We start from the raw sequence: 23,495 nt of genomic DNA, 5'->3' as shown, positions 1-23,495 counted from the left end.
TCCATTACATGTCATACGAAGGCGGGAACACGTTACGGGAAGGAGGACGGGGTGCGGATACTGCGGCCGGGGCATGGAACCGGACGAAAGCGTATGCAAAGACAGTATGCAGGTGTGGAAACCGGAGGTCCCGTTTGATGCGTTTTTTGGCCCGCCCAAATCCCTCCTGCCGCGTAATTCCCGTCAGAGGGATGTCTGGTTCAGCAGCCTTTCCCTAAAATCGAAAACCGCCTTTACCAAATGTTTTCATGTATTCTGTCTTCGATGTCGATTTCTTTTTGTTTGGGTAAAAAAGCGTTTTCAGCGGGGTAGCCTATTGTAAGCAGACAAGTAAATTCGTAGTCTTCGGGAGCGCCTACGATTTTCTTTATCATTTCGGCCTCGTCGCTCACGGGTATATGGAAGGCCGTTCCCAATCCTTCGGCGGCTGCGGCGAGCAGCATGTTTTCCACGGCGCACCATGCGGAGGCGAAATAGTTGAGCGAACTTTGCTCTGCCGGTTCCAGCAGGGGACTTTGCTTTTGCCGAAAAAACGGAAGAATAAGTAACCCGCTATCCAGAAGCATCTTCTGTTGTTTGGGCAGCGCATCGGCAAACATCGCCCTCTTGTCCTTGTCGCCTGAATCGTCCGCTTCGAAAACAAGGTCCTTGAATGCGGCCATATGCTTTGCAAGCGGAGTGATTATCCGGGCAATGTTTTCTCGACCACGCACCACGATGAATTCAAGCTGCCGCAGGTGGTCGTTGGTCGGGGCTTTGAATGCCGCACCGATAACTCTTTTCAGAAGCTCGTCGCTGACCTCGCGGTCGGAGAAATCGCGGTATGTGCGGCGTTTTTCCAATACTTCATAGAATTCCATATGCAATTAATTTATAAGTCAGACTTCTTGTCGTTAATTGCTACAAAGATACGGTGTATTGTTGTCGTATCTTTGTCCTGTTTTGTCGAATAGTTGTCGTAAATTTGCATGTATTCGAAGCCGTGATATGAAAGATGTCGTAATACCGTATGACTTGCCGGACCAGGAAAATCATTCGTTCTTTTTTATAGACCAACGGGTGGATGTACGGATGGAAGCAAAACTGCATCGGCACGATGCGTGGGAACTGTACTATGTATTGCAGGGGTATGGGGCGCGAACGGCCGGAGACACGCTACAGCCCTTTGCGGCGGGAGATGTGGTGCTAATTCCGCCCTCCATGCACCATCATTGGGACTATGCCCCCTCTTCGGCTGACAAAGAGGGGTGTATCCGTTATCTTATGGTGGCTTTCAGGCATACCCTTGTGCAGAGGTGCATGGAGGTCTTTCCCGAATTACGGAACGGCTTGACGGGGGTCGTTTTCCCGACCGAGGCGTTGAAATTCGGCGTGCGAAGTTCCCGGATTGTCCGTCAGGCATTGCATAAAATGAATGGATTGAATGAATTGGAGCGGCTATGCGAAATGTTCCGCCTGCTGCCTGTCATCTTTACGGCATCGGATTATTCGTTTGCGGGCAAGCCGGTACGGATGGAACGTGATGTGCGCCGAATGCAGCAAATCCATGCTTATGTCATGGCACACTACATTCATCCAATATCATTGGACGATATGGCGGCGGAGACAGGGATGAACCGTTCCGCTTTCTGTTCCTATTTCAAGCGTTGTAAGGGAATGACATTCTCGCAGTTCGTGACGCAATACCGGCTGAACACTGCTTGCGAATTGTTGAAACACTCGCAGAAGTCCATATCCGAAGTGTGCTATCTCGTAGGATTCAATGATTTACCGCATTTTATTCGGGTCTTTCGGAAAAATATCGGAACGAGCCCGTCGCAATATCGGAAGCGATTGCAGCAGACCTGACGTTGCCCGTCTCCGTTTTGTCCTTTCTGACGGTAGCGTTGCGGCGATATTTTGAGAATCTTACCGTTTTGTAATGCGGCTGTTGGTTTTGTCGTATAAGCTTGCGGGGACGGATAGTGCCCGCAAGCTGCCGTGATGTTTGCAGAGCAGTGGCTGCCTGTAACGGTTGCATCCCGGCGGCAGAACTGCCGCCGGGGTCCGCTTGGCTGTTCCCTTACGGGGGAAGGCATCCGTTTCCGTGCAGCAGGTCAGGGCCGTTTCCGGATGCTGCCTCCGCTGGTGGCCGAAATGTCGGTCTGTGTCGGATTGCCGTAATATACTACGATGGCGCCGCTCGTCGCTTTTGCCGTGAGCCGGGTGTGTGCATAGGTCTTGACGTGTGCTCCGCTGGTTGCAGAGGCCGAGACCTCTTCGCTGACGAGGGCCGATGCGTCTATGTTCGCACCGCTCGTTGCGGTGAGGGTGGAGTGTCTGCTGCGGCCCGTCAGGGTGATGTCGGCGCCGCTGGTGGCCGAAAGCATGAGACTGCCGTACCGGATGGCCCCGTCGATACGTGCGGCGCTCGTGGCATGGACGGTCAGCGCTTCCCCTTCGAAAAGGTTCGTGAACGTGATGTCCGTTCCGCTGGTGGCCGAGATGTTCGTAAGCACCGGACAGGAGACGCGGACGACGGTGGGTTCATGCCGGCCGTTGATGGAGGTGTTGTTCCGGTAGCGGATGCGGAGCGTATTGCCCACGACTTCGGTCTGTACGCGGTCGATGATGTTCTCGTCTGCGGAGACTTCCACCGTCCACTCGTCGGCTTGTCTTACCAGTACGGTGATGCCGGACGATGCCGCAATCTCTTCGAATCTGCGGACTTCCCGGCGCTGGGTAACCGATTTTTTCGCGGGACGGATGCTGCTGTCGGCCGCATGGGTAGTGTTGCAGGCCTCGTCCTGTCGCTCTGCCGTATGACCTGAGGTCGCCGATGCTGCGGCCAGAAGGCAAAAAAGGAGGGTGAAGATTCTTTTCATGGTACTTTCTGTGGTTTGTTTCCGCCAGCGGGGCGGGCGCCGTCAGGGCGCCCCGGCCGGGAAAAAGTACCGCCCGACGCCCTTTTCATATAGGGACGTGCCGGCCGGAAAAATGTAACACCGCCGGCCGAGAAATTTTCCGGATTCTGCCGCCGGGTGCCTATTCGTCTCCGCCCTGCGACTTTTCAAAGAAACTCCAGAGGCTGTCCTCTTTCGGGACGGGAGCGGTTATCGTCAGCGGTTCCCTGCGTACGGGATGGACGAAGGAGAGGCTGCGCGAATGGAGCGAGATGCCGCCGCCGGGGTTGGAGCGCGGTGCACCGTACTTCAGGTCGCCCTTTATCGGACACCCGGCTTTTGCAAGCTGGCAGCGAATCTGGTGGTGCCTTCCGGTGATGAGTTCGACCTCCAGCAGCCGGTAGTTCTTGCTGCCGCCCAGAAGCCGGTAGCGGAGCACGGCCTCTTTGGCGTCGCCGCGAGGCGAGGCGTAGGCGTGTGCCCGGTTGGTCTTGCCGTCGCGCGTCATCCAGTGACGGAGCGTACCCTCCGGTTCTTCCGGAATGTTCTCCGTTATCGCCCAGTAGATTTTCTTTACGCTGCGGTCGCGCAGCATTTCGTTCAGCCTTACCAGCGCCTTGCTCGTCTTGGCGAAGAGTACCGCACCGCTGACGGGCCGGTCGATGCGGTGGGCGACGCCGAGGAACACCTCCCCCGGTTTGCCGTCGCGCTCCTTGATGAAGGCTTTTATCATCTCTTCGAGGCCCGGTTCGCCCGCCGTGTCGCTCTGCACGAGCTGTCCGGCCCGTTTGTTGACGGCGATGAGGTGGTTGTCCTCGTAGAGGATGTCCCCGGCGGAGAATCCTCCCGTGAAAGTATCGTTTGCCATATATCGGTTTTAATGCGTTGTCGTCGGCCGTTTTCCGGGGGCCTGTCAGAGGCCGAAAGGGAAAGGCATCAGGCAGGCGGGACTGTCCACGACCGTGGCGCTCTGCTCGCTGCTCATAATGATGCGGAAGGGGGTACCCTGGCGCCGCATCGTGTCCAGCATTACCTGCCTGCATCCGCCGCACGGACAACACTCCGTATCGTCCGGGACGGAGGCGATGGCCAGAGCCGTTATCCGGTCTTCCGGGTCGGTGGCCAGGTGGCTGAAAAGCAGCACCCGTTCGGCGCAGAGGCCCGCCGGAAACACTTCGCTTTCCTGGTTCGCGGCGGTGATTATCCGCCCGCTCGCCAACCGGGCGGCGGCCCCAACGCGGTAGCCCGAGAAGGGGGCATAGGCGCCCTGGGCCGCTTTGCGGGCCTCTTCGATAAGGAGCCTCTCCTCCGGCGTTGCGCCGTCCGGTAGGGTGTATTGCCTGTAAGGGAATGTGTATTGTTTTTCCATGGCCTTCCTTGTCGGCGCATGTTCCGTCATGCCGACCGTCAAAGGTAATATAAATAACGGTAGCAACCGCTTCGCAATAGGAACGGCCGGCAAAGAAATGCAGGTTTTCCTTGCCCGGCGGTACATCGGGCGATAGGTCCGACGGAGCGGATTGCGGGGAGTGTGTCCGCTCCGTCGTCATCTTGCCGTCGGCACCGTGTGCCGCGGCGTAATCTCACTGCCGTGTCTGCGGCCGGTCATTCGGCAGGATGGCCTGCCGGTGGCTCGACCGGCTTTTCCGCCCGCAGCATATGGTGTTTGCCGGGGGCGCCGGGCAGCCGCCGCACCGTGAATCCCGCCTCGCGGAGTGCCTGTTTGACCGTTCCCCTGGCGCTGTACGTTACGAGGGCTCCTCCCGGTGCGAGTATGCGGAAGATGCGTCGGAAGATGTCGGCCGTCCACATCTCCGGCTGCGTAGCGGGGGCGAAGGCATCGAAGTAGACCAGGTCGTAGGTGTAGCGTTCCCACTCCCGGCCGGGTTCGGTCAGGTCGGCGGCGTATTTGGTCAGCGTGAATCCCTCGGCGAGGGGCAGTTCCCTGTCCCATGCGCTGCGGTGCAGGTCGGCGAAGAGCGTGTCTTCCGTATAGCCGAGTCCGCAGGCCGTCTCCGCATCCACGGGGTAGCGCTCCACGGCACGGTAGTCGATGCGTATTCCGTGCCGTCGGGCGTACTCCAGCGTCAGCCAGGCGTTGAGGCCGCTGCCGAATCCCGCTTCGAGTATCCGTACCGAATTCCTGCCTGCGGCGGCGAGTCCGTTGCGGATGAAGACATGTTCCGACTCCGTCGCTGCACCGTGCAGGGAGTGGTAGGTGTCGCCGAAAAGAGGATGACGGAGCGTTGCCGTTCCGTCATCCGTCGTCACCTTTTCAGGGTGTATCGTTTCCATAATTCGTCGTATCGGGCACCGGCCGTCGGTGCGGCGGCTCCTTCCCTCGCCGGCCTGGGGAAGGGGCTTGGGGCCCGGTCGTTATTCCAGTACGAACCGGACGTTTACCGAGCAGTTGATTTTCATGTCCTGGAATTCGAGCGAAGCGCCCGTATCGGTCGCTGCCGCCTCCATCTTGGCCGAGCGCGCTACCGGCATCGCGTCGTTGAAATAGACCGTACCGCTGCCGTAGTAGTTGTTGTCGATTATCATGAAAGCCTTGCCGGCCTTCTGTCCGATGGCTTCGGCGAGGGTGTCGGCGCTCCGGCGTGCGTTCTTCATGGCTTCGGCACGCAGTTCCAGCTTAATCTGTTCGAGGTCGCTGCGCGTGGCCTTGATGAGGTTCATGCGGGAGATGTCGATGGCGGCCAGGGCCTGGAACACCTTGCCGAGCGTTGCGGCGTCGCTTACCTTCAGGACGTAGTTCTTCTGCGTCTGTACGCGGTCGCGGCGCAGTACGTAGCTCTTCAGGTCGCCCGACATGTCGCCCACCTGCAAATCCTTGTCCACGTCGATGCCGAGCTTTTTCAGTTCGGCCACCATTTTGCGTTCCTGTTCGGCTACGGTGACTTTGCCGCTGCGGCTGTCGCTTTCGTCGATGGTTATCCCCACGTATATTTCGTCGGGCGTCACTTCGCGTTCGGCATTCCCCGTCACTATGATGTAGCTGGGATAGGCTTCGGTCTGCTGGGCAGAGGCGGCCGTGGACAGCATCAGCAGTCCGGCGGCCATGATAAGGAGTTTTTTCATCGCTTTCTTTCGTTTTTGTTGGACTTTTATCTTATGGATGCACCGTTGTGTCGTATTCCATAAATCGGGCCGGAATTTTCCGGGAGAATTTGTTCTGCGTACCAAAGATGGGAAAATATTTTTTACCGGCCAACCGCCGCGCTTCTCTCCGGCCGCAGGGGAGGGAAGCGGCGCGGGGAGGGAAATCGGTAAAATTGGTAAGAACTTCCCGTATATCGTTAAGTCCGCTTCCGTCTGGTGCGGTAACTTTGCATTGTCGAAAAGAGGGACGGAGAAGGGGACGGCAGGGAGAGATGTCCGTGTGCCCGGTCCGGGAGTTGCGGCGGGAACAGGGACGGCCGGACGATAACGGTTATGAAAATTGAAGGATTTATGAAAAAGTTGTTGTGGATTCCATTGCTGCTGACCGTTCTGACGACGGCAGCCTGCGGCGGTACCGATGACGGGCCTTTCGCACCCGGACAGCCTTCGCAACCCGAAACGCCGGGAAAACCCGGCGGGGACGATGATGAACCGGCGGAGCCGCTCCCCGGCGGCAGGGGGCGCAGTCTGGTGCTTTACTGTTCGCGTACGGGCAATACCGAACGTGTGGCGCGGCAAATCCGGACAGTGCTCGATTGCGATATGCTGGAGGTCGAACCCGCGGTGCCTTACGAAGACGATTACAATGCCATGCTGGAACGGGCGCAGGAGGAGTTGGCTGCCATCCGGCAGGGCGACTATCCGGCTGTCGCTACCTACGTGGAGCACTTCGATGACTACGATACCGTATTCGTCGGTTATCCGATATGGTACGGCAGCATGGCCTCGCCGATGCAGGCGTTCCTGTATGCACACGCCTCGGAACTTGCCGGCAAGCGGATTGCGCTCTTCGCCACCAGCGGAAGCAGCGGTGTTTCCGCCTCGGTCGGTGAGGCCCGCAGCCTCTGCCCCGATGCTGAATTTACGGAGGTGTTGCATTTGACGCAAAACACGCTCGAAGAGACGGAGCCGCGCGTCACCGCCTGGTTGGAACGTCTGGAGGCGAACGACAACGACAGCGAAGAGCCTATGCAGACAAATACGCTTGAACTTACCGTGGAAGGCAGTACCTTTACTGCTACGCTGGAGGAGAACTCCTCCACACAAGCCCTTAAAGAACGTCTTGCACAAGGTCCGTTATCCATCCGGATGAGCGATTACGGTGACATGGAAAAAGTCGGTTCGCTGGGCATATCGCTTCCCCGCAACGACCGACAGACCACGACCGGCCCGGGCGACCTGATTTTGTATCAGGGGGATTCGTTCGTTATCTATTACGATACCAATTCGTGGAACTTTACCCGGCTGGGCAGGGTGGATGGCGTGGCTACTCGTGAAGAGATGCTCGATTTGTTGGGTGGTGTGGGAGAAATTACCGTCACGCTGTCCCTGTAAACGCACGGTCGGCGGCTGTCGCGTGCTGTTCGTTCGCCTGCCGTGCGGCGATGGGAAAGGGGCGGACCGGGAAAGGTGCGACGGGAATGGAGATGGAAGATATCGGCGGCCTGCCGGTGTCCCTGTCAGAGACCGGCGGAGCAGCATGCGATATTCGTGAGGCGAAGGCACCGTCGGGTGTGGCCGGAAATATGTGGGGGCAATTTGAAAAAAGGAAACCATATGAGTATCGAAGAATTTAAGGAGTATGTGAAAGGGCGCTGTCCGCTCGATACGGAGGAGATACACCGTTTCATGGACGAAATGAGCGACCGGGCGAGGCGGGTCACGTTCCGGTTGAATACGGCGTATCATACGCCGGACGAGGTGCGGGGATTGCTGTCCGAACTGTTCGGCTATGAGGTACCAGAGTCGCTCCGTCTCTTTCCGCCGTTCTATACCGATTTCGGCGGGAACATTACTGTCGGCGAGGATGTTTTCATCAATGCCTGCTGCCATTTTCAGGACCACGGCGGCGTCTTCATCGGGAACGGCTGCCAAATCGGACACAATGTGGTGTTCGCCACGCTCAACCACGGATTGCCGCCCGAAACGCGCAGGCATCCCTTTCCCGCCCCTATCGTTCTCGGGAAAAATGTCTGGATAGGTTCCAACGCGACCGTTCTGCAGGGGGTGACCATTGGAGACAATGCCGTCGTCGGGGCGGGTGCGGTCGTGACGAAGGACGTGGCCGCGAATACGGTCGTGGGCGGAGTGCCGGCGAAGTTTATCAAATACATCTGAAAACGGAAAAGATGAATAAGAGGTTCCTGTTAAGCGTACTGCTGCTGTGCTGCCTGTCGTCATGCGGTACGACAGTGGAAAATGACATGAATCGTCCCAATATCATGGAAACGGAAAAACGAAATATCGGAAGCCTGTTGGCACTCTACCCGAAACCGATGACGGTCGTCGGTGCGGAGGTCGGGGGCAAGGTGAACTGGCTTGTCGTCGGACATACGGGCATTATCGGTCATGACCGGATAGTGGTCAGCATGAGCAAAAGCCATCATACCAATCGAGGGATAAAAGATTCCAAAAAACTTTCTATCAACCTGGTCAGTCGTGAAATGCTGCCGGAAGCCGACTACGTGGGCAGCGTGAGCGGCGCATCGGTCGATAAGTCGGGGGTGTTCGATTACCACTGGGGCGAAAACGGTACACCCGTGATAGATGTCTCCCCACTGACAATGGAGTGTAACGTGGTGGATATTTACGAAACCGAGGGCTTCGACAACTTTATCTGCTCCGTGGCGAACACCTACGCCGCTCCCGATGTGCTCGACAGCAACGGCAAATTGGATTATACGAGGCTGAAGCCTGTCTTGTTCGAGTTTCCGACCTATTCCTATCTCGCCACGGGAGAGGTCATCGGCAAATGCCTGAACCTGGACAAGCAGCCAGGAATGTGCGCCAAGGAGCCGATGACCGCCGACGGTATCGTGCGCCTGTCGAAAATCGAGGTTTACCCGCAATTCCTTGACGAGTATATGAAATATGCGACCGAGGTGGGCGGAGTCTCCCTGCGCACCGAGCCGGGCGTACTGACCATGTATGCGGTTCATGAAAAGGAGAATCCCTGCAGAATAACCATTCTCGAAACCTACGCAAGCCGGGAGGCATACGAATCGCATATCGCTTCGCCCCATTTCCAAAAGTACAAGCGGGAGACGCTGCATATGGTCAAGGCGTTGGTATTGTCGGACCAGACACCCCTCGACTCTTCGAACCGAATCAATAACTTCATCCGATAAATCATGCGATTATGAAGAAGATTCTTTTAGTTTCACTATTCAGTATCTTAACATTCAATGTTATGGCACAGGAAAAGATAGTACAGACGGCGGGGCGCGACCAGTTGGGTGACTTCGCCCCCAAATTCGCGGAACTCAACGACGATGTCCTTTTCGGTGAGGTGTGGAGCCGTACCGACAAATTGGGGCTGCGCGACCGCAGCCTGGTGACGATAACCTCGCTCATCAGTCAGGGTATCACCGACAGCTCGCTGGGCTTCCATCTTCAGGAAGCGAAGAAAAACGGCATCACCCGCACCGAGATTGCGGAGATAATCACCCATATCGGATTTTACGCGGGTTGGCCGAAGGCGTGGGCGGCTTTCCGCCTCGCCAAAGACGTGTGGGCGGAGGATACGCCCGGCGAGGATGCGAAAGCGGCCTTCCAGCGGGAGATGATATTCCCCATCGGTGAGCCGAACACGGCATATGCCCGGTATTTCATCGGCAACAGTTACCTCGCGCCAATCTCGCGGGAACAGGTGAGCATCTCCAACGTCACCTTCGAACCGGGATGCCGCAACAACTGGCATATCCACCGTGCGACGACGGGCGGTGGGCAGATGCTTATCGGCGTGGCCGGCCGCGGCTGGTATCAGGAGGAGGGCAAACCGGCGGTAGAGATTCTTCCCGGCACGGTCATCCACATTCCTGCCAATGTAAAGCACTGGCACGGCGCGGCGGCCGATAGTTGGTTCGCGCATCTCGCCTTTGAGCTTCCCGGAGAAAACGCCTCTACCGAATGGCTCGACCCCGTGACCGACGGGGAGTACGACGAACTTCAGAAATAAAAGGGATTTCCCATGTATAAATTTTTATTGATATTGTTGTCGGTCGTCGGTATGGCGACCGCAACTTCCGCACAACAAAAACAGGATATGAACAGCAGACAATCGAATCATAAAATCCTCGTTGCTTACTTTTCTGCGACGGGCACAACGGCGCGTGCGGCCCAAAAGGTGGCGCATGCAACGGGCGGGGAACTCTATGCCATTACCCCAGCACAGCCTTATACCGATGCCGACCTCAACTGGAACGACAAGCAGTCGCGCAGTTCGGTGGAGATGAACGACCAGAAAGCTCGTCCTGCAATCAAGAGTCAAAAGGGAAAAATCGCCGATTACGATGTCGTTTTCATCGGCTATCCCATTTGGTGGGGCCTTGCTCCGAGAATCGTCAATACGTTTATCGAAAGCCATGATTTGAAAGGCAGGACGGTCATTCCGTTCGCTACGTCGGGCGGCAGCGGTATTGCCAACAGCGTGGCGGAGTTGCAGAAAGCCTATCCCGGTTTGAATTGGCAGAAGGGCAGGTTGCTCAACCGTACCGACGAGCAGACCGTCCGGCAGTGGGTGGAGGCGTTGGGATATTGACTGCCCGAACGAACAAGGGGTATCCGTACGGTTTCCGGCCCGTGGACGGAGGGTCTTTTTCGAGAGGAAACGGCAGGAGTGCGGGGTTGTTCGGACTGCAAGGCGTGCCGGAGAGCCATTGTCCTCCGGCACGCCTTGTGGCAACGGGCGGCTTTCCGAAGAACCGGATAGCACGGTGGGCGGAAGATACGACCGGCGAGGATGCCTTTACCGAGTGGCTCGACCCGTGACCGATGGGGAATACGCTAAACTTCAAAAACAAAACGCCAGATGTGTAAATCCTGTTCGCGCTCGTGGCGATAAGCGGGTATTTATGCGGTGCTGTGCGCACAGCGGAAAGAGAATCTGAGCGGCAACCATTCAGATGCCAGCATACTCGCGGCTTATCTTTCGGCGACTGCTCCGGCTGCGGAGCGTACAGTTGCTTTCGGCCGTTAAGTTCTAATCTTTTCCTTAAATTTGTGAAGACTTTGAATGGAGTTGATGGTAAAAGATATAGAAAAAGAATATAAACAGTTGATGTATTCCCAGCGGCCTGAAGGACGATTTTTGGACTATAATCGGTTACAGCAACATATCGACATGTTTTCTCGGTCGAACGAACTGCAGTGTGTTGCCGTTACGATTTACGACAATTGCCGTAATGAACATGTGTATGTGTCGGAATATCACAAGCGACTGTTCGGGAGCGGAGAAGTGGAGGTTCATCCCGATGATTTGGATGACGTGCTGAAGAATGCGATAGCATCCCTTAAACATGTATTTCAAGGCAACAAAAACTTCGCCCACATGAAGACGATACGGGAGTACAGGGTCAGGATGGGAGATAAGTTCCGGCGTGTTACCGAATCGTTCCGGGTGTTGGAGACCGACCGGATAGGTAATATCTGGTTGACATTGTGTGTGTTGGAAATTTCGCCCAACCAACTGCCGCCGTTTACGGTCAATTACCAGATTGTCAATACCGTTACAGGAGAGGTGTTTTCTCCCTTAATCCGGTATTTTCAGAGCGAATCCATCTTGACGAAACGCGAGCTGGAGATATTGGCTTTGATTGCTCGAGGTAAATTGAGCAAAGAGATATCGGAGATGTTGCATATAAGCGTCCATACCGTTAACACCTACCGACAGCATATCTTGGAGAAGTTGAATGCGGACAATTCGCATGAGGCCGTACGGTACGGCCAGTCTTTGGGGTTGATTGAATACTGAATTTTCAGTATTTCCCCCTTTTTTGCGACAGTCTAATTTTGTCCGAAAAGAATTGTCGTATGCATCGAAGGAGGGTATCGCTGAATTTTGGGACAGGTCTGGAGTCCGATGTGGCTGGTGAGGAACGCCGTTATGCGCTCGTTACGGGTGCGAGTCAGGGATTGGGACGTTGCTATGCTCTCGAACTGGCCCGGTGCGGTATCGATACAGTGCTCGTTTCATTGCCCGATAGCGGTCTGAATGAGGTGGTTATCGAGTCGCGGCGTTTGGGGGTGCGATGTATTCCTTTCGAGATTGATTTGTGCGACGAAGAGGCATTGAGTGTCCTTTGTCGGGATGTCAATGCCGGTTATCCGCTCTTCATGCTGATTAATAATGCGGGGACTGGCGGAACACGACGTTTCGCATCTTGTACTTCCGATTATCTTGACCGCATCTTACACTTGAATGTCTCGGTTCCTACGCTGTTGACCTTTTATCTGCTTCCGAATCTGCAACGTGCTCCCGAGGCTTTCATTCTCAATGTAGCGAGTATGGCGGCCTTTTCGCCAACCGGTTTCAAGACGGTTTATCCCGCCACCAAGCGTTTCGTGCTCCAGTTTTCGCTCGGTTTGCGGGAAGAGTTGCGCGGTGCAAAAATTGCGGTAAGCGTCGTTACTCCCGGACCGATGAAGACCAATGGAGAGGTAACGGGCCGTATCGAACGACAGAAATTCTTCGGCCGGCTGGGGTTGCTTTCCCCCGAGAAGGTGGCCCGCATTAGTCTCCGCGGACTGTTGCGTCGCAAGGCGGTCATTCTACCCGGCTGGTCGAACCGCATCAACGGATTGTTGCTCCTGCTTATTCCTATATTTATCCGTATCCGGCTGATGTCGCGCGTCGTCGCTCGGGAGCTTGATGTGCCGCCTGTTCCGACCCGGTGACGCCGGACCATGGTTTATAATGAAGTTTGTTATGGGGAAAACTGTTCTTATTACCGGAGCCAACAGTCTCTTGGGGACACATACGATTTGCGAGCTGTTATCGGCCGGTTATGCGGTACGGGGTCTGCTTCGCTGTCTCGGTTCCTATGTGGGAGTCGAAGACCCGGCGCTGGAACTTGTCGAAGGTGAATTTACCGATAGAGAAACTTTACGTCGGGCGATGCATGGGTGCGACTATGTGGTGCATTGCGCTGCCAAAACAGGGCAGTCGGGTTCTTATGATTCTTACGAACAGGTGAATGTGACGGCGACGGAGCGATTGGTTGAACTCGCTTCCGAGTGTGGTGTGAAACGAGTTGTCAATGTCGCCAGTGCGAATGTTTTCGCTTATGGTACCAAAGGACAGCCGGGCGATGAGACGAGGTCCATGGCCGCTCCGTTTACCGAATCTGCCTATGCGAGGAGCAAGTTCGAGGCGTTGCAACGGCTGGAGCATTTTCGGAATCAGGTTGAAATTGTGACGGTCTGTCCCACTTTCATGATTGGTGCATGGGATTCCCGACCGAGTTCGGGACGTATCATCCTGATGGGGTATGGCCGTCGTATCGTGTTTTGTCCGCCCGGTGGCAAAAATTTTGTCGCGGCCAACGATGTGGCTCGGGGCATCGTTGCTGCCCTTGCGCGGGGGAATAGCGGAGAACGATACCTCCTTGCGGGTGAGAATTATTCCTATGCGGAGTTCTACCGTCTGCTCGCTGAGCGCACGGGGCATTGCCAGCATCTCATTCATATTCCTGCTTGGTCGCTTCGCATTATCGGTGCAATCGGAGATTTGCTGGGCAAAGCAGGTCTGAGAAGCGAGGTTTCGCGTACGAATATGCGTATACTTTGCATCGGCAACTATTACACGAATGCTAAGTCTATCCGGGAGCTGGAACTGCACTACCGGCCTCTTGCCGAGGCAATCGATGAAGCCGTTGCTTGGTTCCGCTTACACGGGATGTTACCGAAATGACGTTGACGAAGCTGCGTTGTGTGCCCCTTCCGTCGGCCATTATTGGTGCTTTGGCGGCGCTGTTTTGAGGTTTTGTCCATATCTGTTGAGCTCTTGATGCGGGCAGTCGTTATTCGGAGTCAAACCGGAAAGTTTCCTGACGGTACGGCCGGAGAACCGTTGTTTTTCGGAAAGTCGATGCATTCGGGTCGGTGACCGCTCCGGTACTCCGGCATACGGAGCGGTCGTGTCGTGGTGCGGCGGTCGTTTTCGACCCGTATGTTCCAATCTTTTCCTATCTTTGCGGACGGTTAAATGCATGGACGCAATGGATGCAAAAACGGCAGTTTCGATAATCATCCCTTTTTATAACGGCATCGATTGGCTGGAGATGATTTTCGTCGCTTTGGGGAAACAGACCTTTAAGGATTTCGAGGTCATCGTGGCGGACGACGGTTCGCGGGAGGATGTGGTCGCCCGGCTGGAGGAGCTGATGGCCCGACAACCTTTTCCCGTCACTCATCTCTGGCAGGAGGACTGCGGGTTTCGCAAGAACCGGATGCTCAACAAGGCGGTGGTGCAGAGTCGGACGGAGTACCTGATTTTCCTGGACGGCGACTGTATCCCGCACCGGAAATTCGTCGAGGAACACTGCAAGGCGCGGCGGGAAGGGTTCGTCGTCGCCGGCCGGAGGGTAGACCTGCCGGCCGTTCTCTCCGAGGGAATGAGTGTCGGGAAGGTAGCTTCTCCGGGATTCGAGCGGAAATTGGTGTGGCCGTTGCTCTATGCCGGCATCGTGCGCGGAGAGAAACATATGGAGAACTGTATCCGGATTACCTCCCCGACCTTGCGTCGGTGGTTCATCCGCCAGCGTTACGAGGGGATATTGGGGTGTAATTTCTCCATGTACAAATCCGACCTTCTCAAGGCCAACGGGTTCGACGAACGGTATGTAAATCCCGGAACCGGCGAGGATACCGATTTGGAAGACCGGCTGGTGCGTCTCGGTATCCGCCCGCTCGTCATGAACCATTACGCCACGGTGTACCATAAGAAGCACAGGCGGCTGGACATCCATAACGAGGCGAATCGGATTCTGTACGAGGAGAATACCCGGAACCGGGTAGGACGGACGCCGTACGGAATCGTCCGGGAGACCACCGAATAGTCCGCGGGTATGACTGAGCGGGGAAAACAAACCGTTGTGCAGGTCTTCGCCTCGGCCGGCTGGGGCGGAGGCGAACAGTACGTCTACGACCTGGCGGAAAGATTGCAGAGGGAGGGCTACGGCGTGCAGTTGGTATCGCGCGAAAGCGAAGTCATCCGCCGGAAAACCGCTTCGCTGGGGTGTCCGCTCGTGCAGTTTCCGCTCCGCAGCCGTTTCGGTCTCCGTTCCATCCTGAAGATGAAGCGGCTCATCGAATCCGTCGAGGCCGATATCGTCCATACCCATCAGTTCAAGGATACTTTCATTGCGCTCTTTGCCCGTGCCCTTTCCGACCGGAAACCGAAGGTTATCCTTACGCGCCACCTGGTCCGGCCGGCGAAGAGGAATTTTCTCTACTCCTACCTGTACCGGCGGACGGACCGGATTGTCTTCGTCTCCGAACTTGCCAGGCGTGTATTCCTCTCCTCTTCGCCGAAGATAGCGGCGCGGAGCGTGACGGTCATTCACAATAGTATTCCGCCCTGCCGTCTGCAGACCGGAGGTGTCGTTCTGAGGCAGCGGTACGGTATTCCGCCCGATACGGTCGTCGTCGCTTATGCGGGCCGTCTCCATCCGGAGAAGGGGGTGGAGGTGCTGCTTGATGCGGCTGCACTGCTGAAGTCGGAGGATTTCGTACTTTTGGTCGCAGGGCAGGGAGAACCGGTCTATGAGCAGAGACTTCGCGACCGGGCGAAAGCGCTGGGCCTGGACGGAAAGGTCGTTTTTACGGGCTTTCTGGACGATGTGCCGCAGTTTATGCGCCAGGTCGATATTGGGGTAGTCCCGACAGTCGGGCAGGAGGCTTTCGGGCTTACGGTGCTCGAATTCATGCAGGCCGGCCGGGCAGTGATTACCACCGACAACGGGGCCCAGCCGGAGTTCGTCGCTTCCGGTACGGACGGCATACTGATTCCGCCTTCCGATGCGGAGGCTTTGGCGGCGGCTCTGCGCGGACTGATACGGAACAGGGAGCTGCGGGAGTTGCTCGGGGCGGCCGCCCGTAAAAAAGCGGAAGAAGCACTCTCTTACGAACACTTCTTCCGGGAAATCACGGCGGTCTATCGGGACCGCTCATAGAGCTTCTTTTGCATCAGCGGCCGAATACCCGTTCCCAGAAACTCGTTCGGCCCGATTCGGCATCCAACAGTTTTTTCGTCGTTTTGGCCGTCGCCCGCTGACCGTCGGTGAGCAGACCGTTGCCCGTCGCGGTCATGAAGAGGGGATTGATGAACTCCGTCTGGGCCATCATGTGGGGATAGAGGGCGGTGTTGCGGTTGGAGGCATAACGGTACAGGCCTACCTGTACACCGTAACCTCCGCTGCGCAGTTCGCCTGCCAGTGCTATCGGGGTGTCGGGAAAAATTGTATCGCCCGGGGCGACCAGGGCTGAACCGCTGCGGAGCGAGGCATAGCGTGCCTGCGTCCCGTCGGCATGTTCGACGATAATCGTACCGCCGCCTGCCTGTCCGTTCTCCGCGTCGTAGCCCTCTACATGGATGACCGTCCCTTTTCGGATGGCAAATACCGGTTCGTTCCGCTCCATGGCGAACTCCCACATGCGGAAATCGGCGATGTTGTCGCGCATCATCCCCGCTTCGGCAGGAGTGAGCGAGCGCACCGCCGTGCTCTTTCCTGCGGCTATCGGCAGCCGGTAGATGAACCCGAGGTCGGGCGTGGCATCGAGCGTTCCGTTAATCCAGTCCCATGAGAAGTCGGCGGTCACGGGTCGGGCGGCATCCTGCGGAGCGATCGAAAGAATTTCGCCCCCTTCGTTGCCGGTGGTGACGGTGACCGTGAGGGCGTCGTCTCCCGCATGGTTGCGAATGTCGGCGACGGCCAGGCGGATGGTGAAGGTGCCGTATCCTGTTATGGCGGCGTCGAATGCCAGCGAATTGTCTGCTGCATTGCGGGCGGTTACCCGAACGCCCGTCTGCTGTGCGGCGAGCGGCAGTGCCGCGAGCATGAGCGCTGCGGCGATGGTTGCTTTTTTCATGGTCGTATGTTTTTTAGTCGGTATTCCTGTCGAGCCGGACGACATTTTCTACGTGGTGCGTGTGCGGGAACATATCCACGGGCTGTACGGCGGTCACACGGTACAGCGGTGCGAGGAGGGCGAGGTCGCGGGCCTGCGTCGCGGGGTTGCAGCTCACGTAGACGATGCGCTGCGGGGCGGCCCGTTTGATGGTCTCCAGCACCTCCTCGTGTACGCCGGCCCGCGGCGGGTCGAGTATCACCACGTCGGGCCTGCCGTGCCGGGCGATGAAGGCGTCGTCGAGCACATCTTTCATGTCGCCCGCGAAAAATGCGGTGTTGTCGATGCCGTTCAGCCGGGAATTGCATTTTGCATCTTCGATGGCTTCCGGCACGTATTCGATGCCGACCACCTGCCGGCAGGTGCGGGCGACGAAGTTGGCGATGGTGCCGGTGCCCGTGTAGAGGTCATAGAGGGTTTCCCCGCCCGTCAGCCCCGCGAAACTGCGGGCCACCTTGTAGAGCTCGTAGGCCTGTGCGGAGTTGGTCTGGTAGAACGACTTCGGGCCTATCTTGAAACGCAGCCCCTCCATCTCCTCGAAGATGTGGTCGCGGCCGCTCCACAGGTGGGCGTCGATGTCGCCCGTCGAGTCGTTCAGCTTCGTATTGACCATGTACATCAGCGAGGTGATTTCCGGAAACCGCTCCTTCAAGTGGTCGAGCAGGGCCCCGATGCGTGCGCGGTCTTCCTCGCCGAATACGACGATGACCATGACTTCGCCCGTGGAGGAGGTGCGCACCACGAGGTTGCGCATCAGGCCGCGGTGTTCGCGGATGTCGTAGGAGCTGTAGCCGTGTTCCCGGCAGAAGCGTTTCGTTTCCAGCCGGATTTCGTTCGAGGGGGCCGGCTGCAGCCAGCATTCGCGGATGTCGAGTACCTTGTCGAACCTACCGGGAATGTGGAAGCCCAGTGCGGCGTCCGCGTCGATGTCGCCGGCGTCCGCTATCTCTTCGTAGGTCATCCAGCGCCGCGGTGCGAAGGTGAATTCGAGTTTGTTGCGGTAGTGCGTCGTCCGGGCCGAGCCGATGATGGGCGAGAGCGGCGGAAGTTCCACCTTGCCTATCCGGGTAAGCTGGTCGCGTACCTGTTCCTCCTTGAAGCGGAGCTGTTCGGGGTAGGGGAGGTTCTGCCATTTGCATCCTCCGCAAACGCCGAAGTGCTCGCAAAAGGGTTCGGCACGCAGGGGCGATTTTTCGATGTAGCGGACGACCGTCCCCTCCATGAAACGCCTGCGCCGGTTGCGTATCTGCACGTCCACCACGTCGCCCGGGACGGTGAGCGGTACGAATACGACCATATCGTTGTATCTGCCCATAGCCTTGCCTTCGGCGGCCAGGGTGGTTATTTCCAGCCCCTCGATGAGGGGCAACTCTTTCTTCTTTCTTGCCACTTGTCTGTCGGTAAATTCCGTCCGGGCTTTCCCGTCGGTGCTGACAAATTTAGCCAAAAATCCGGTTTTATCCTTGACGGCGCGAGGAAAGTGGGGGAAAGGCACCGCATCGCCGGCTCGGCGGGAAGGAGTCCTGCTGCTGCGCGGCTTTACCTTGCGGATGTGTGTATCCCTGTGGCCACGCGGCATCCCGGGCCGGCGAGTTGTGCGGATTCTCCGTTATCTTCGATTATTTGTCCGGACCCTGCTCGTGTCGTTTCGGCGGGCCGGTCCGGCGTTTGACGGCCGCTTGCGGTTTTTCCCGAATATATTTCCTATCTTTGATTTCGCATTTGCAAATTCAAATAAAACTCGTTTTTGCGCTTGACTTATTCGTATCTTTGTTCCAAAGATTAAGGCGTTGCCCCTGCCGACCGGGCGGGCCTGCCTTGCTTTCCGGTCCGGCGAAGAGGCGACGGGCGGAGGACGGGTATTGCCGGAACGGGCCGCCGGAAATTAATACGAGAGAGAAATGAAGATAGCCAGACTGACATTCAATCCGTTCCAGGAGAATACATACGTCCTGTGGGACGAAACCGGCGAGGCCGCCGTGGTCGATGCCGGCAATTATACGCCCAAGGAGACCGAGGCGCTGCGCGGATTTATCGAGGAGAGGGGGCTGCGGCCCGTCCTCGCGGTGAATACCCACGGTCATGTGGACCACATGCTCGGTGTGGAGCGGGTCAAGGAGCTCTACGGCGTTCCCTTCGCGCTCCATCCCGACGACGGGTTTCTGATAGAGTCCGCCGCCGTACACGGTGCGATGTACGGTTTCCGGGTGGAGGCCGTTCCGACCGTGGAACGCAGCCTCGCCGACGGGGACGAGGTGGTTTTCGGGAATACGCGCCTGCGGGTGATACATACGCCCGGCCATACGCCCGGCCATGTCTGCCTCTACCTGCCGCAGGAGAAAGTCCTGCTGACGGGCGATACCCTTTTCCGGGAGAGTATCGGGCGTACCGACCTGCCCGGCGGCGATTACGGCTGGATAATGAAGAGCATCATCGACCGCATCCTGCCTTTGGGCGAGGAGGTGACCATCTATCCCGGACATGGGGGAGAGAGTACGCTCGGCCACGAGATGCTTTACAATCCGTTCATTACCGAGGTGATGGAGGGCGACGTCCGGCCGGAGTAGGCCGTTGTCTTGCTCCGTTTCGGAGGAGAAGGTTCCCTTCCGGTTTTCTTGTTCCGCGGCGGAAGCGGCCGCGGGCCCAAACGAATCAGAACTATGCGCATAGACATATTGACCGTCGTTCCCGAACTGCTCGTCTCCCCGCTTAACGAGTCTATCCTCAAGCGGGCGCAGCGGGCGGGGCTGGTGGAAATCGTGGTACACAACATCCGGGACTGGGCGACCGACAAACACCGCCATGTGGACGATTATCCCTTCGGCGGGGAGGCCGGTATGGTGATGAAGCCCGAACCGGTTTTCCGGCTCATTTCGCATTTGCAGTCCGAGCGGCGGTACGACGAGGTCATCTTCACTACGCCCGACGGGATGCAGTACGACCAGCGGGAGGCCAACCGTCTCTCGACACTCGGCAACATCATCATTCTCTGCGGCCATTACAAGGGGCTCGACCACCGTATCCGGGAGCATCTGGTGACACGCGAAATTTCCATCGGGGATTACGTACTGACCGGGGGCGAGCTCGCCGCGGCGGTTATCGCCGACAGCGTGGTACGGCTGCTGCCGGGGGCGATAGGCGATGAAGAGTCGGCGCTGACCGACTCATTCCAGGACGGCCTGTTGGCTCCGCCCGTCTATACCCGTCCGGCGGAGTTCAACGGCTGGGCGGTTCCGGAGGTGCTGTTGTCGGGACACGATGCCCGTATCGAGGAGTGGAAAGAGGAGCAGGCGCTCGAGCGTACCCGCAGGCTGAGGCCCGACCTGCTCGAAAAATGGGAGGATTAGCAAGATGAAATATTACCTGATTGCCGGCGAAGCTTCCGGCGACCTGCACGGTTCCAATTTGATGAAGGGGCTGCTGCGGAGCGACCCGCAGGCCGAGTTCCGTTTCTGGGGTGGCGACCTGATGGCGGCTGTGGGAGGACGGGAGCACCTGGCCAAGCACTACCGCGACGCCTCTTTTTTCGGTATCGGCGAGATTGTCCGCCGCCTGCCCACGGTGCTCGCCCAGATACGCGAATGCAAGCGCGATATTGCGGCCTATGCCCCCGACGTGCTGGTGCTCATCGACTATCCGGGGTTCAACTTCCGGATGGCGAAGTTCGCCCACGGGTGCGGCATCCGTGTATTTTACTACATTTCGCCCAAGGTGTGGGCGTGGAAGGAGCATCGTGTGGAACGAATCCGCCGGTATGTGGACAAGCTGTTCATCATCTTTCCTTTCGAGGTGGAGTATTTCGCCCGACGGGGAATCGATGCGGTATATGAGGGTAATCCGCTGATGGATGCCATCGCGGAGCGCTGTGCGGCGATGCCTCCGCGGGAGGAGTTCTTCCGTGCGAACGGTTTCGGCGCCCGGCCCGTCATCGCCCTGCTTGCCGGCAGCCGCCGCAGCGAGGTGCGCAACAACCTCCCTTTCATGGCAGCCCTGGCCGAGTTGATGCCGGAGTACGATTTCGTGCTCGCCGCGGTACCGTGGCTCGACCGGGAGCTGTACGGGGAGCTGCTTGCCGGCAGCCGTATCATCTGTCTGTACGATAAGACCTACGAAATCGTGCGCTATGCCGATGCGGCGGTGGTCACTTCGGGAACGGCGACGCTGGAGACGGCCCTGATAGGTACGCCGGAGGTGGTGTGCTACCGTACCGATGCGCTGACCGTCTGGGCCGGGCGCCGGCTGCTGAAGATACCTTATATCTCGTTGGTGAATCTCGTGATGGGCCGGGAGGTCGTGAAGGAGTTGATTCAGCAGGAGATGACGCCGGAACGTGCCGCGGAAGAACTGCGGGCTATCCTGCCCGGAGGGGGGCAGCGGGAGCGTATGCTCGCCGATTACGATGCCCTGCGCAAACGGATAGGCGGTCCGGGCGCTTCGGAGCGCGTGGCGGCCCGGATGGTGGCCCTGCTGAAAGGGGAAAAGGCACCGCGTCCGACGGAGCGGGAGCAGGAGAACGGAGGAGCGAAATGAAGATAATCTGCATAGGACGCAATTACAGGGAGCACATTCGGGAGTTCGACGGCGGGGAGCCGGACGAACGGCCCGTGTTTTTCATGAAACCCGATACGGCGCTGCTGCGCAACAACGATACGTTCTGGATACCGCCTTTCAGTCGGGAAGTGCATTACGAAACGGAACTCGTGGTGAAAATCAACCGGACAGGTAAGTGTATCGCGGAGCGTTTCGCACATCGGTATTACGATGAGGTGACGCTCGGCATCGATTTCACTGCACGCGACCTGCAGCGTGCGGCCATCGCGCAGGGGCATCCGTGGGAGATAGGAAAGGCGTTCGACCGCTCGGCGGCGATAGCTCCGCGCTGGCTCGGTCTCGCTGCGCTCGGCCGGCCGGTCGGGGAGCTCCGGTTCGGCATGGCACTGAACGGGGAGCCGCGGCAGGAGGGGTATACGGGCGACATGCTCTTTTCGGTGGACCGTATCATCGCCTACGTATCGCAGTTCGTGACGCTGCGCATGGGCGACCTCGTCTATACAGGGACGCCTGCCGGAGTGGGGCCCGTCGCACCGGGCGACCGGCTGACCGCATGGCTGGAGGGGGAGCAGTTGTTGGATTTCGATATCAGATAACGGGCCGGACGCCAGTCGTACCGTACCGGTCGGCCGACGGTAAGGACGGGCTCGTCCGACGGATAAAAACAATTGGGAGTGTATGAAAAAATGGATGAAACTGTTGCCGGCTGTGGCTGCGCTGTTCGTGTCGCTGCCTGTGTTCCCGCAGTTCGTGCTCACGCCGCAGGGATTCGTGAACGCTGCCGACGGAACTTCCGACTGCTATGTCATCGAATGTCCGGGGGCGGGACAGGAGGAGTTGTTCCGCGCCGTCTCCTATTTTCTGGAGGTGCAGATGGCCGGTTCGCGCACGATGTTCCATGCGGCTGAACCGGACTCCTTTTCGGTCAATGCTTTCGTGCGCGGGGCGGTAGCCGATGGGGCGCGTGCTTTCCGGAGCCTGTACGACATGGAGTTCCGTATGATGTTCGATATCCGTGACGGGCAGGTGTGCGTCCGGGCTCCGGAGGTGAAGGCGATGCGTCGGGTGACGTTCGACGAGGAAGCTGAACCGGAAGCGCCCATGGAGCCCGGTCTTACGGTGAGGATAGGACATCGGCCCGGAAAGGTGGAGGTGGCACGGCTTTTCGTGTCGCGCAGCTACGTGCCTGTCGGGGCTTCGCTGTACGACGGCTCCGGGGGAGACGTTATTTTCAATAGGCGGGGCAAACTGAAGAGAAAGGTGGCCAAGGCTTCGCTTGAAGATTACTTTAACGGTTTGACGGGGGCGCTCGAACGCCATTTGTGTGCAGAGGGCGGACGTTAGTGACCACCGGGAAAAGAGTAGGACAGGAATGGTTTTGCTGAAAGATAAATTGCATGGGCATCGGCTGCTGCTTGCCAGCCGCTCCCCGCGGCGGCGCGAGCTGTTGGCGGGGGCGGGACTTGCTTTTGAACTCGCCGACAGTTACGACGTGGAGGAGACCTATCCGCCGGGACTGCCGGCAGAGGAGGTACCCGGATATCTGGCCGTGCTCAAGTCGGAGGCCTATCCGCATGCGCTCGGAGTGGGGAATATTCTCATTACCGCCGACACGGTGGTGATTTGCGGCGGCCGCATATTCGGCAAGCCCGACGGACGGGAGGGGGCGGCGGCCATGCTGGCCGAACTGTCCGGCCGCAGGCATACGGTAGTCACAGGGGTGGCCCTGCGGGCGCCGGGGCGCATGCGCAGCTTTTCCGTGTCGTCGGACGTATGGTTCCGTCCGCTCGCAGAGGAGGAGATAGCCTATTATGTCGATACGTTCCGGCCTTACGACAAGGCGGGTTCCTACGGCATCCAGGAGTGGATAGGGTATGTGGCGATAGAGCGGATAGAGGGCTCTTTCTACAACGTCATGGGGCTGCCGGTGCAGGCGCTCTATGCCGAACTGGGAAGTTTCGTCGATACGTTGTGAACGGCATGTTTTCA

27 protein-coding genes are annotated in these 23,495 nt (G+C 57.9%); 19 read left to right on the top strand and 8 right to left on the bottom strand.

Features of this window, described 5'->3' with window-relative positions:
- Positions 1–233: 233 nt before the first annotated feature.
- A complete protein-coding gene (locus BQ5361_RS05440) occupies positions 234–860 on the bottom strand; it encodes a nitroreductase family protein (RefSeq protein WP_035472511.1) in 627 nt (208 codons plus the stop codon).
- 127 nt (positions 861–987) lie between these two features.
- Between BQ5361_RS05440 and BQ5361_RS05435 the strand changes: the two genes are divergently transcribed.
- Positions 988–1,848, top strand: coding sequence for a helix-turn-helix transcriptional regulator (locus BQ5361_RS05435; protein ID WP_035472509.1), 861 nt, complete (start codon positions 988–990; stop codon positions 1,846–1,848).
- Positions 1,849–2,096: 248 nt separating this feature from the next.
- Here the strand turns inward: BQ5361_RS05435 and BQ5361_RS05430 are convergent, their stop codons facing one another.
- The 5 genes from BQ5361_RS05430 to BQ5361_RS05410 all read right to left on the bottom strand — a co-directional run bounded on the left by BQ5361_RS05430 (position 2,097) and on the right by BQ5361_RS05410 (position 5,966).
- A complete protein-coding gene (locus tag BQ5361_RS05430) occupies positions 2,097–2,864 on the bottom strand; it encodes a head GIN domain-containing protein (protein ID WP_052131004.1) in 768 nt (255 codons plus the stop codon).
- 160 nt (positions 2,865–3,024) lie between these two features.
- Entirely contained in the window at positions 3,025–3,750 is a 726-nt protein-coding gene (locus tag BQ5361_RS05425; RefSeq protein WP_035472503.1) for an RluA family pseudouridine synthase, read from the bottom strand.
- A 45-nt stretch (positions 3,751–3,795) separates the two neighbouring features.
- Positions 3,796–4,251 (bottom strand): cytidine deaminase, encoded by a 456-nt coding sequence (locus tag BQ5361_RS05420; RefSeq protein ID WP_035472501.1) that lies wholly within the window; start codon positions 4,249–4,251, stop codon positions 3,796–3,798.
- A gap of 236 nt (positions 4,252–4,487) precedes the next feature.
- The gene (gene mnmD, locus BQ5361_RS05415) at positions 4,488–5,177 is read right to left on the bottom strand and encodes a tRNA (5-methylaminomethyl-2-thiouridine)(34)-methyltransferase MnmC2 (RefSeq protein ID WP_052131003.1); all 690 of its coding nucleotides are present in this window, start codon (positions 5,175–5,177) and stop codon (positions 4,488–4,490) included.
- Between the two features lie 81 nt (positions 5,178–5,258).
- Positions 5,259–5,966 carry an SIMPL domain-containing protein gene (locus BQ5361_RS05410; RefSeq protein WP_022064312.1) on the bottom strand — a complete coding sequence of 236 codons (708 nt, stop codon included), beginning with the start codon at positions 5,964–5,966 and terminating at the stop codon, positions 5,259–5,261.
- A gap of 372 nt (positions 5,967–6,338) precedes the next feature.
- Between BQ5361_RS05410 and BQ5361_RS05405 the strand changes: the two genes are divergently transcribed.
- The 12 genes from BQ5361_RS05405 (at position 6,339) to BQ5361_RS05360 (ending at position 16,000) form a co-directional block, all read left to right on the top strand.
- Complete coding sequence (locus BQ5361_RS05405; RefSeq protein WP_035472652.1) at positions 6,339–7,382, top strand: flavodoxin; 1,044 nt, start codon at positions 6,339–6,341, stop codon at positions 7,380–7,382.
- 86 nt (positions 7,383–7,468) lie between these two features.
- Complete coding sequence (locus BQ5361_RS10680; RefSeq protein WP_154818438.1) at positions 7,469–7,624, top strand: hypothetical protein; 156 nt, start codon at positions 7,469–7,471, stop codon at positions 7,622–7,624.
- On the top strand, positions 7,605–8,165 hold the full coding sequence (locus tag BQ5361_RS05400; protein ID WP_071424969.1) for a sugar O-acetyltransferase: 561 nt from the start codon (positions 7,605–7,607) through the stop codon (positions 8,163–8,165). The genes BQ5361_RS10680 and BQ5361_RS05400 overlap by 20 nt, the downstream gene beginning before the upstream one ends.
- 11 nt (positions 8,166–8,176) lie before the next feature.
- Positions 8,177–9,175, top strand: a complete 999-nt coding sequence (locus BQ5361_RS05395) for a flavin reductase (protein WP_035472497.1) — start codon at positions 8,177–8,179, stop codon at positions 9,173–9,175.
- Between the two features lie 11 nt (positions 9,176–9,186).
- The gene (locus BQ5361_RS05390; protein WP_022064308.1) at positions 9,187–10,005 is read left to right on the top strand and encodes a carboxymuconolactone decarboxylase family protein; all 819 of its coding nucleotides are present in this window, start codon (positions 9,187–9,189) and stop codon (positions 10,003–10,005) included.
- Between the two features lie 12 nt (positions 10,006–10,017).
- Positions 10,018–10,587, top strand: coding sequence for a flavodoxin (locus tag BQ5361_RS05385; protein ID WP_035472493.1), 570 nt, complete (start codon positions 10,018–10,020; stop codon positions 10,585–10,587).
- An 86-nt stretch (positions 10,588–10,673) separates the two neighbouring features.
- Positions 10,674–10,817 (top strand): hypothetical protein, encoded by a 144-nt coding sequence (locus tag BQ5361_RS10675; RefSeq protein ID WP_154818437.1) that lies wholly within the window; start codon positions 10,674–10,676, stop codon positions 10,815–10,817.
- 427 nt (positions 10,818–11,244) lie between these two features.
- Positions 11,245–11,799 carry a response regulator transcription factor gene (locus BQ5361_RS05380; RefSeq protein WP_161940431.1) on the top strand — a complete coding sequence of 185 codons (555 nt, stop codon included), beginning with the start codon at positions 11,245–11,247 and terminating at the stop codon, positions 11,797–11,799.
- Positions 11,800–11,858: 59 nt separating this feature from the next.
- The gene (locus BQ5361_RS05375) at positions 11,859–12,722 is read left to right on the top strand and encodes an SDR family NAD(P)-dependent oxidoreductase (RefSeq protein ID WP_022064305.1); all 864 of its coding nucleotides are present in this window, start codon (positions 11,859–11,861) and stop codon (positions 12,720–12,722) included.
- Positions 12,723–12,741: 19 nt separating this feature from the next.
- A complete protein-coding gene (locus tag BQ5361_RS05370; protein ID WP_052131000.1) occupies positions 12,742–13,737 on the top strand; it encodes an NAD-dependent epimerase/dehydratase family protein in 996 nt (331 codons plus the stop codon).
- A 307-nt stretch (positions 13,738–14,044) separates the two neighbouring features.
- Entirely contained in the window at positions 14,045–14,884 is an 840-nt protein-coding gene (locus tag BQ5361_RS05365; RefSeq protein ID WP_035472491.1) for a glycosyltransferase, read from the top strand.
- Between the two features lie 9 nt (positions 14,885–14,893).
- A complete protein-coding gene (locus tag BQ5361_RS05360) occupies positions 14,894–16,000 on the top strand; it encodes a glycosyltransferase family 4 protein (RefSeq protein WP_035472489.1) in 1,107 nt (368 codons plus the stop codon).
- A gap of 13 nt (positions 16,001–16,013) precedes the next feature.
- Here BQ5361_RS05360 and BQ5361_RS05355 read toward each other — a convergent pair whose 3' ends face one another.
- Positions 16,014–16,916, bottom strand: a complete 903-nt coding sequence (locus tag BQ5361_RS05355) for a M23 family metallopeptidase (protein ID WP_035472487.1) — start codon at positions 16,914–16,916, stop codon at positions 16,014–16,016.
- Positions 16,917–16,929: 13 nt separating this feature from the next.
- Positions 16,930–18,345, bottom strand: a complete 1,416-nt coding sequence (gene rlmD / locus BQ5361_RS05350) for a 23S rRNA (uracil(1939)-C(5))-methyltransferase RlmD (protein ID WP_035472644.1) — start codon at positions 18,343–18,345, stop codon at positions 16,930–16,932.
- Positions 18,346–18,856: 511 nt separating this feature from the next.
- Between rlmD and BQ5361_RS05345 the strand changes: the two genes are divergently transcribed.
- From BQ5361_RS05345 to BQ5361_RS05320, 6 genes are all read left to right on the top strand, one after another.
- Complete coding sequence (locus BQ5361_RS05345) at positions 18,857–19,522, top strand: MBL fold metallo-hydrolase (protein WP_035472485.1); 666 nt, start codon at positions 18,857–18,859, stop codon at positions 19,520–19,522.
- Positions 19,523–19,615: 93 nt separating this feature from the next.
- The gene (gene trmD / locus BQ5361_RS05340) at positions 19,616–20,302 is read left to right on the top strand and encodes a tRNA (guanosine(37)-N1)-methyltransferase TrmD (protein ID WP_022064298.1); all 687 of its coding nucleotides are present in this window, start codon (positions 19,616–19,618) and stop codon (positions 20,300–20,302) included.
- Between the two features lie 4 nt (positions 20,303–20,306).
- The gene (lpxB, locus tag BQ5361_RS05335; RefSeq protein WP_022064297.1) at positions 20,307–21,485 is read left to right on the top strand and encodes a lipid-A-disaccharide synthase; all 1,179 of its coding nucleotides are present in this window, start codon (positions 20,307–20,309) and stop codon (positions 21,483–21,485) included.
- On the top strand, positions 21,482–22,102 hold the full coding sequence (locus BQ5361_RS05330) for a fumarylacetoacetate hydrolase family protein (RefSeq protein WP_022064296.1): 621 nt from the start codon (positions 21,482–21,484) through the stop codon (positions 22,100–22,102). The genes lpxB and BQ5361_RS05330 overlap by 4 nt, the downstream gene beginning before the upstream one ends.
- Before the next feature lie 82 nt (positions 22,103–22,184).
- On the top strand, positions 22,185–22,850 hold the full coding sequence (locus tag BQ5361_RS05325) for a hypothetical protein (RefSeq protein ID WP_035472482.1): 666 nt from the start codon (positions 22,185–22,187) through the stop codon (positions 22,848–22,850).
- Positions 22,851–22,878: 28 nt separating this feature from the next.
- The gene (locus tag BQ5361_RS05320) at positions 22,879–23,481 is read left to right on the top strand and encodes a Maf family nucleotide pyrophosphatase (protein WP_035472480.1); all 603 of its coding nucleotides are present in this window, start codon (positions 22,879–22,881) and stop codon (positions 23,479–23,481) included.
- Positions 23,482–23,495 lie beyond the last annotated feature (14 nt).

It is taken from the genome of Tidjanibacter massiliensis, from assembly GCF_900104605.1.
GTDB classification, from domain to species: Bacteria; Bacteroidota; Bacteroidia; order Bacteroidales; family Rikenellaceae; genus Tidjanibacter; species Tidjanibacter inops.
The sequence above is the reverse complement of the archived record's forward strand: the minus strand, read 5'-3'. Positions and strand labels throughout refer to the sequence as shown.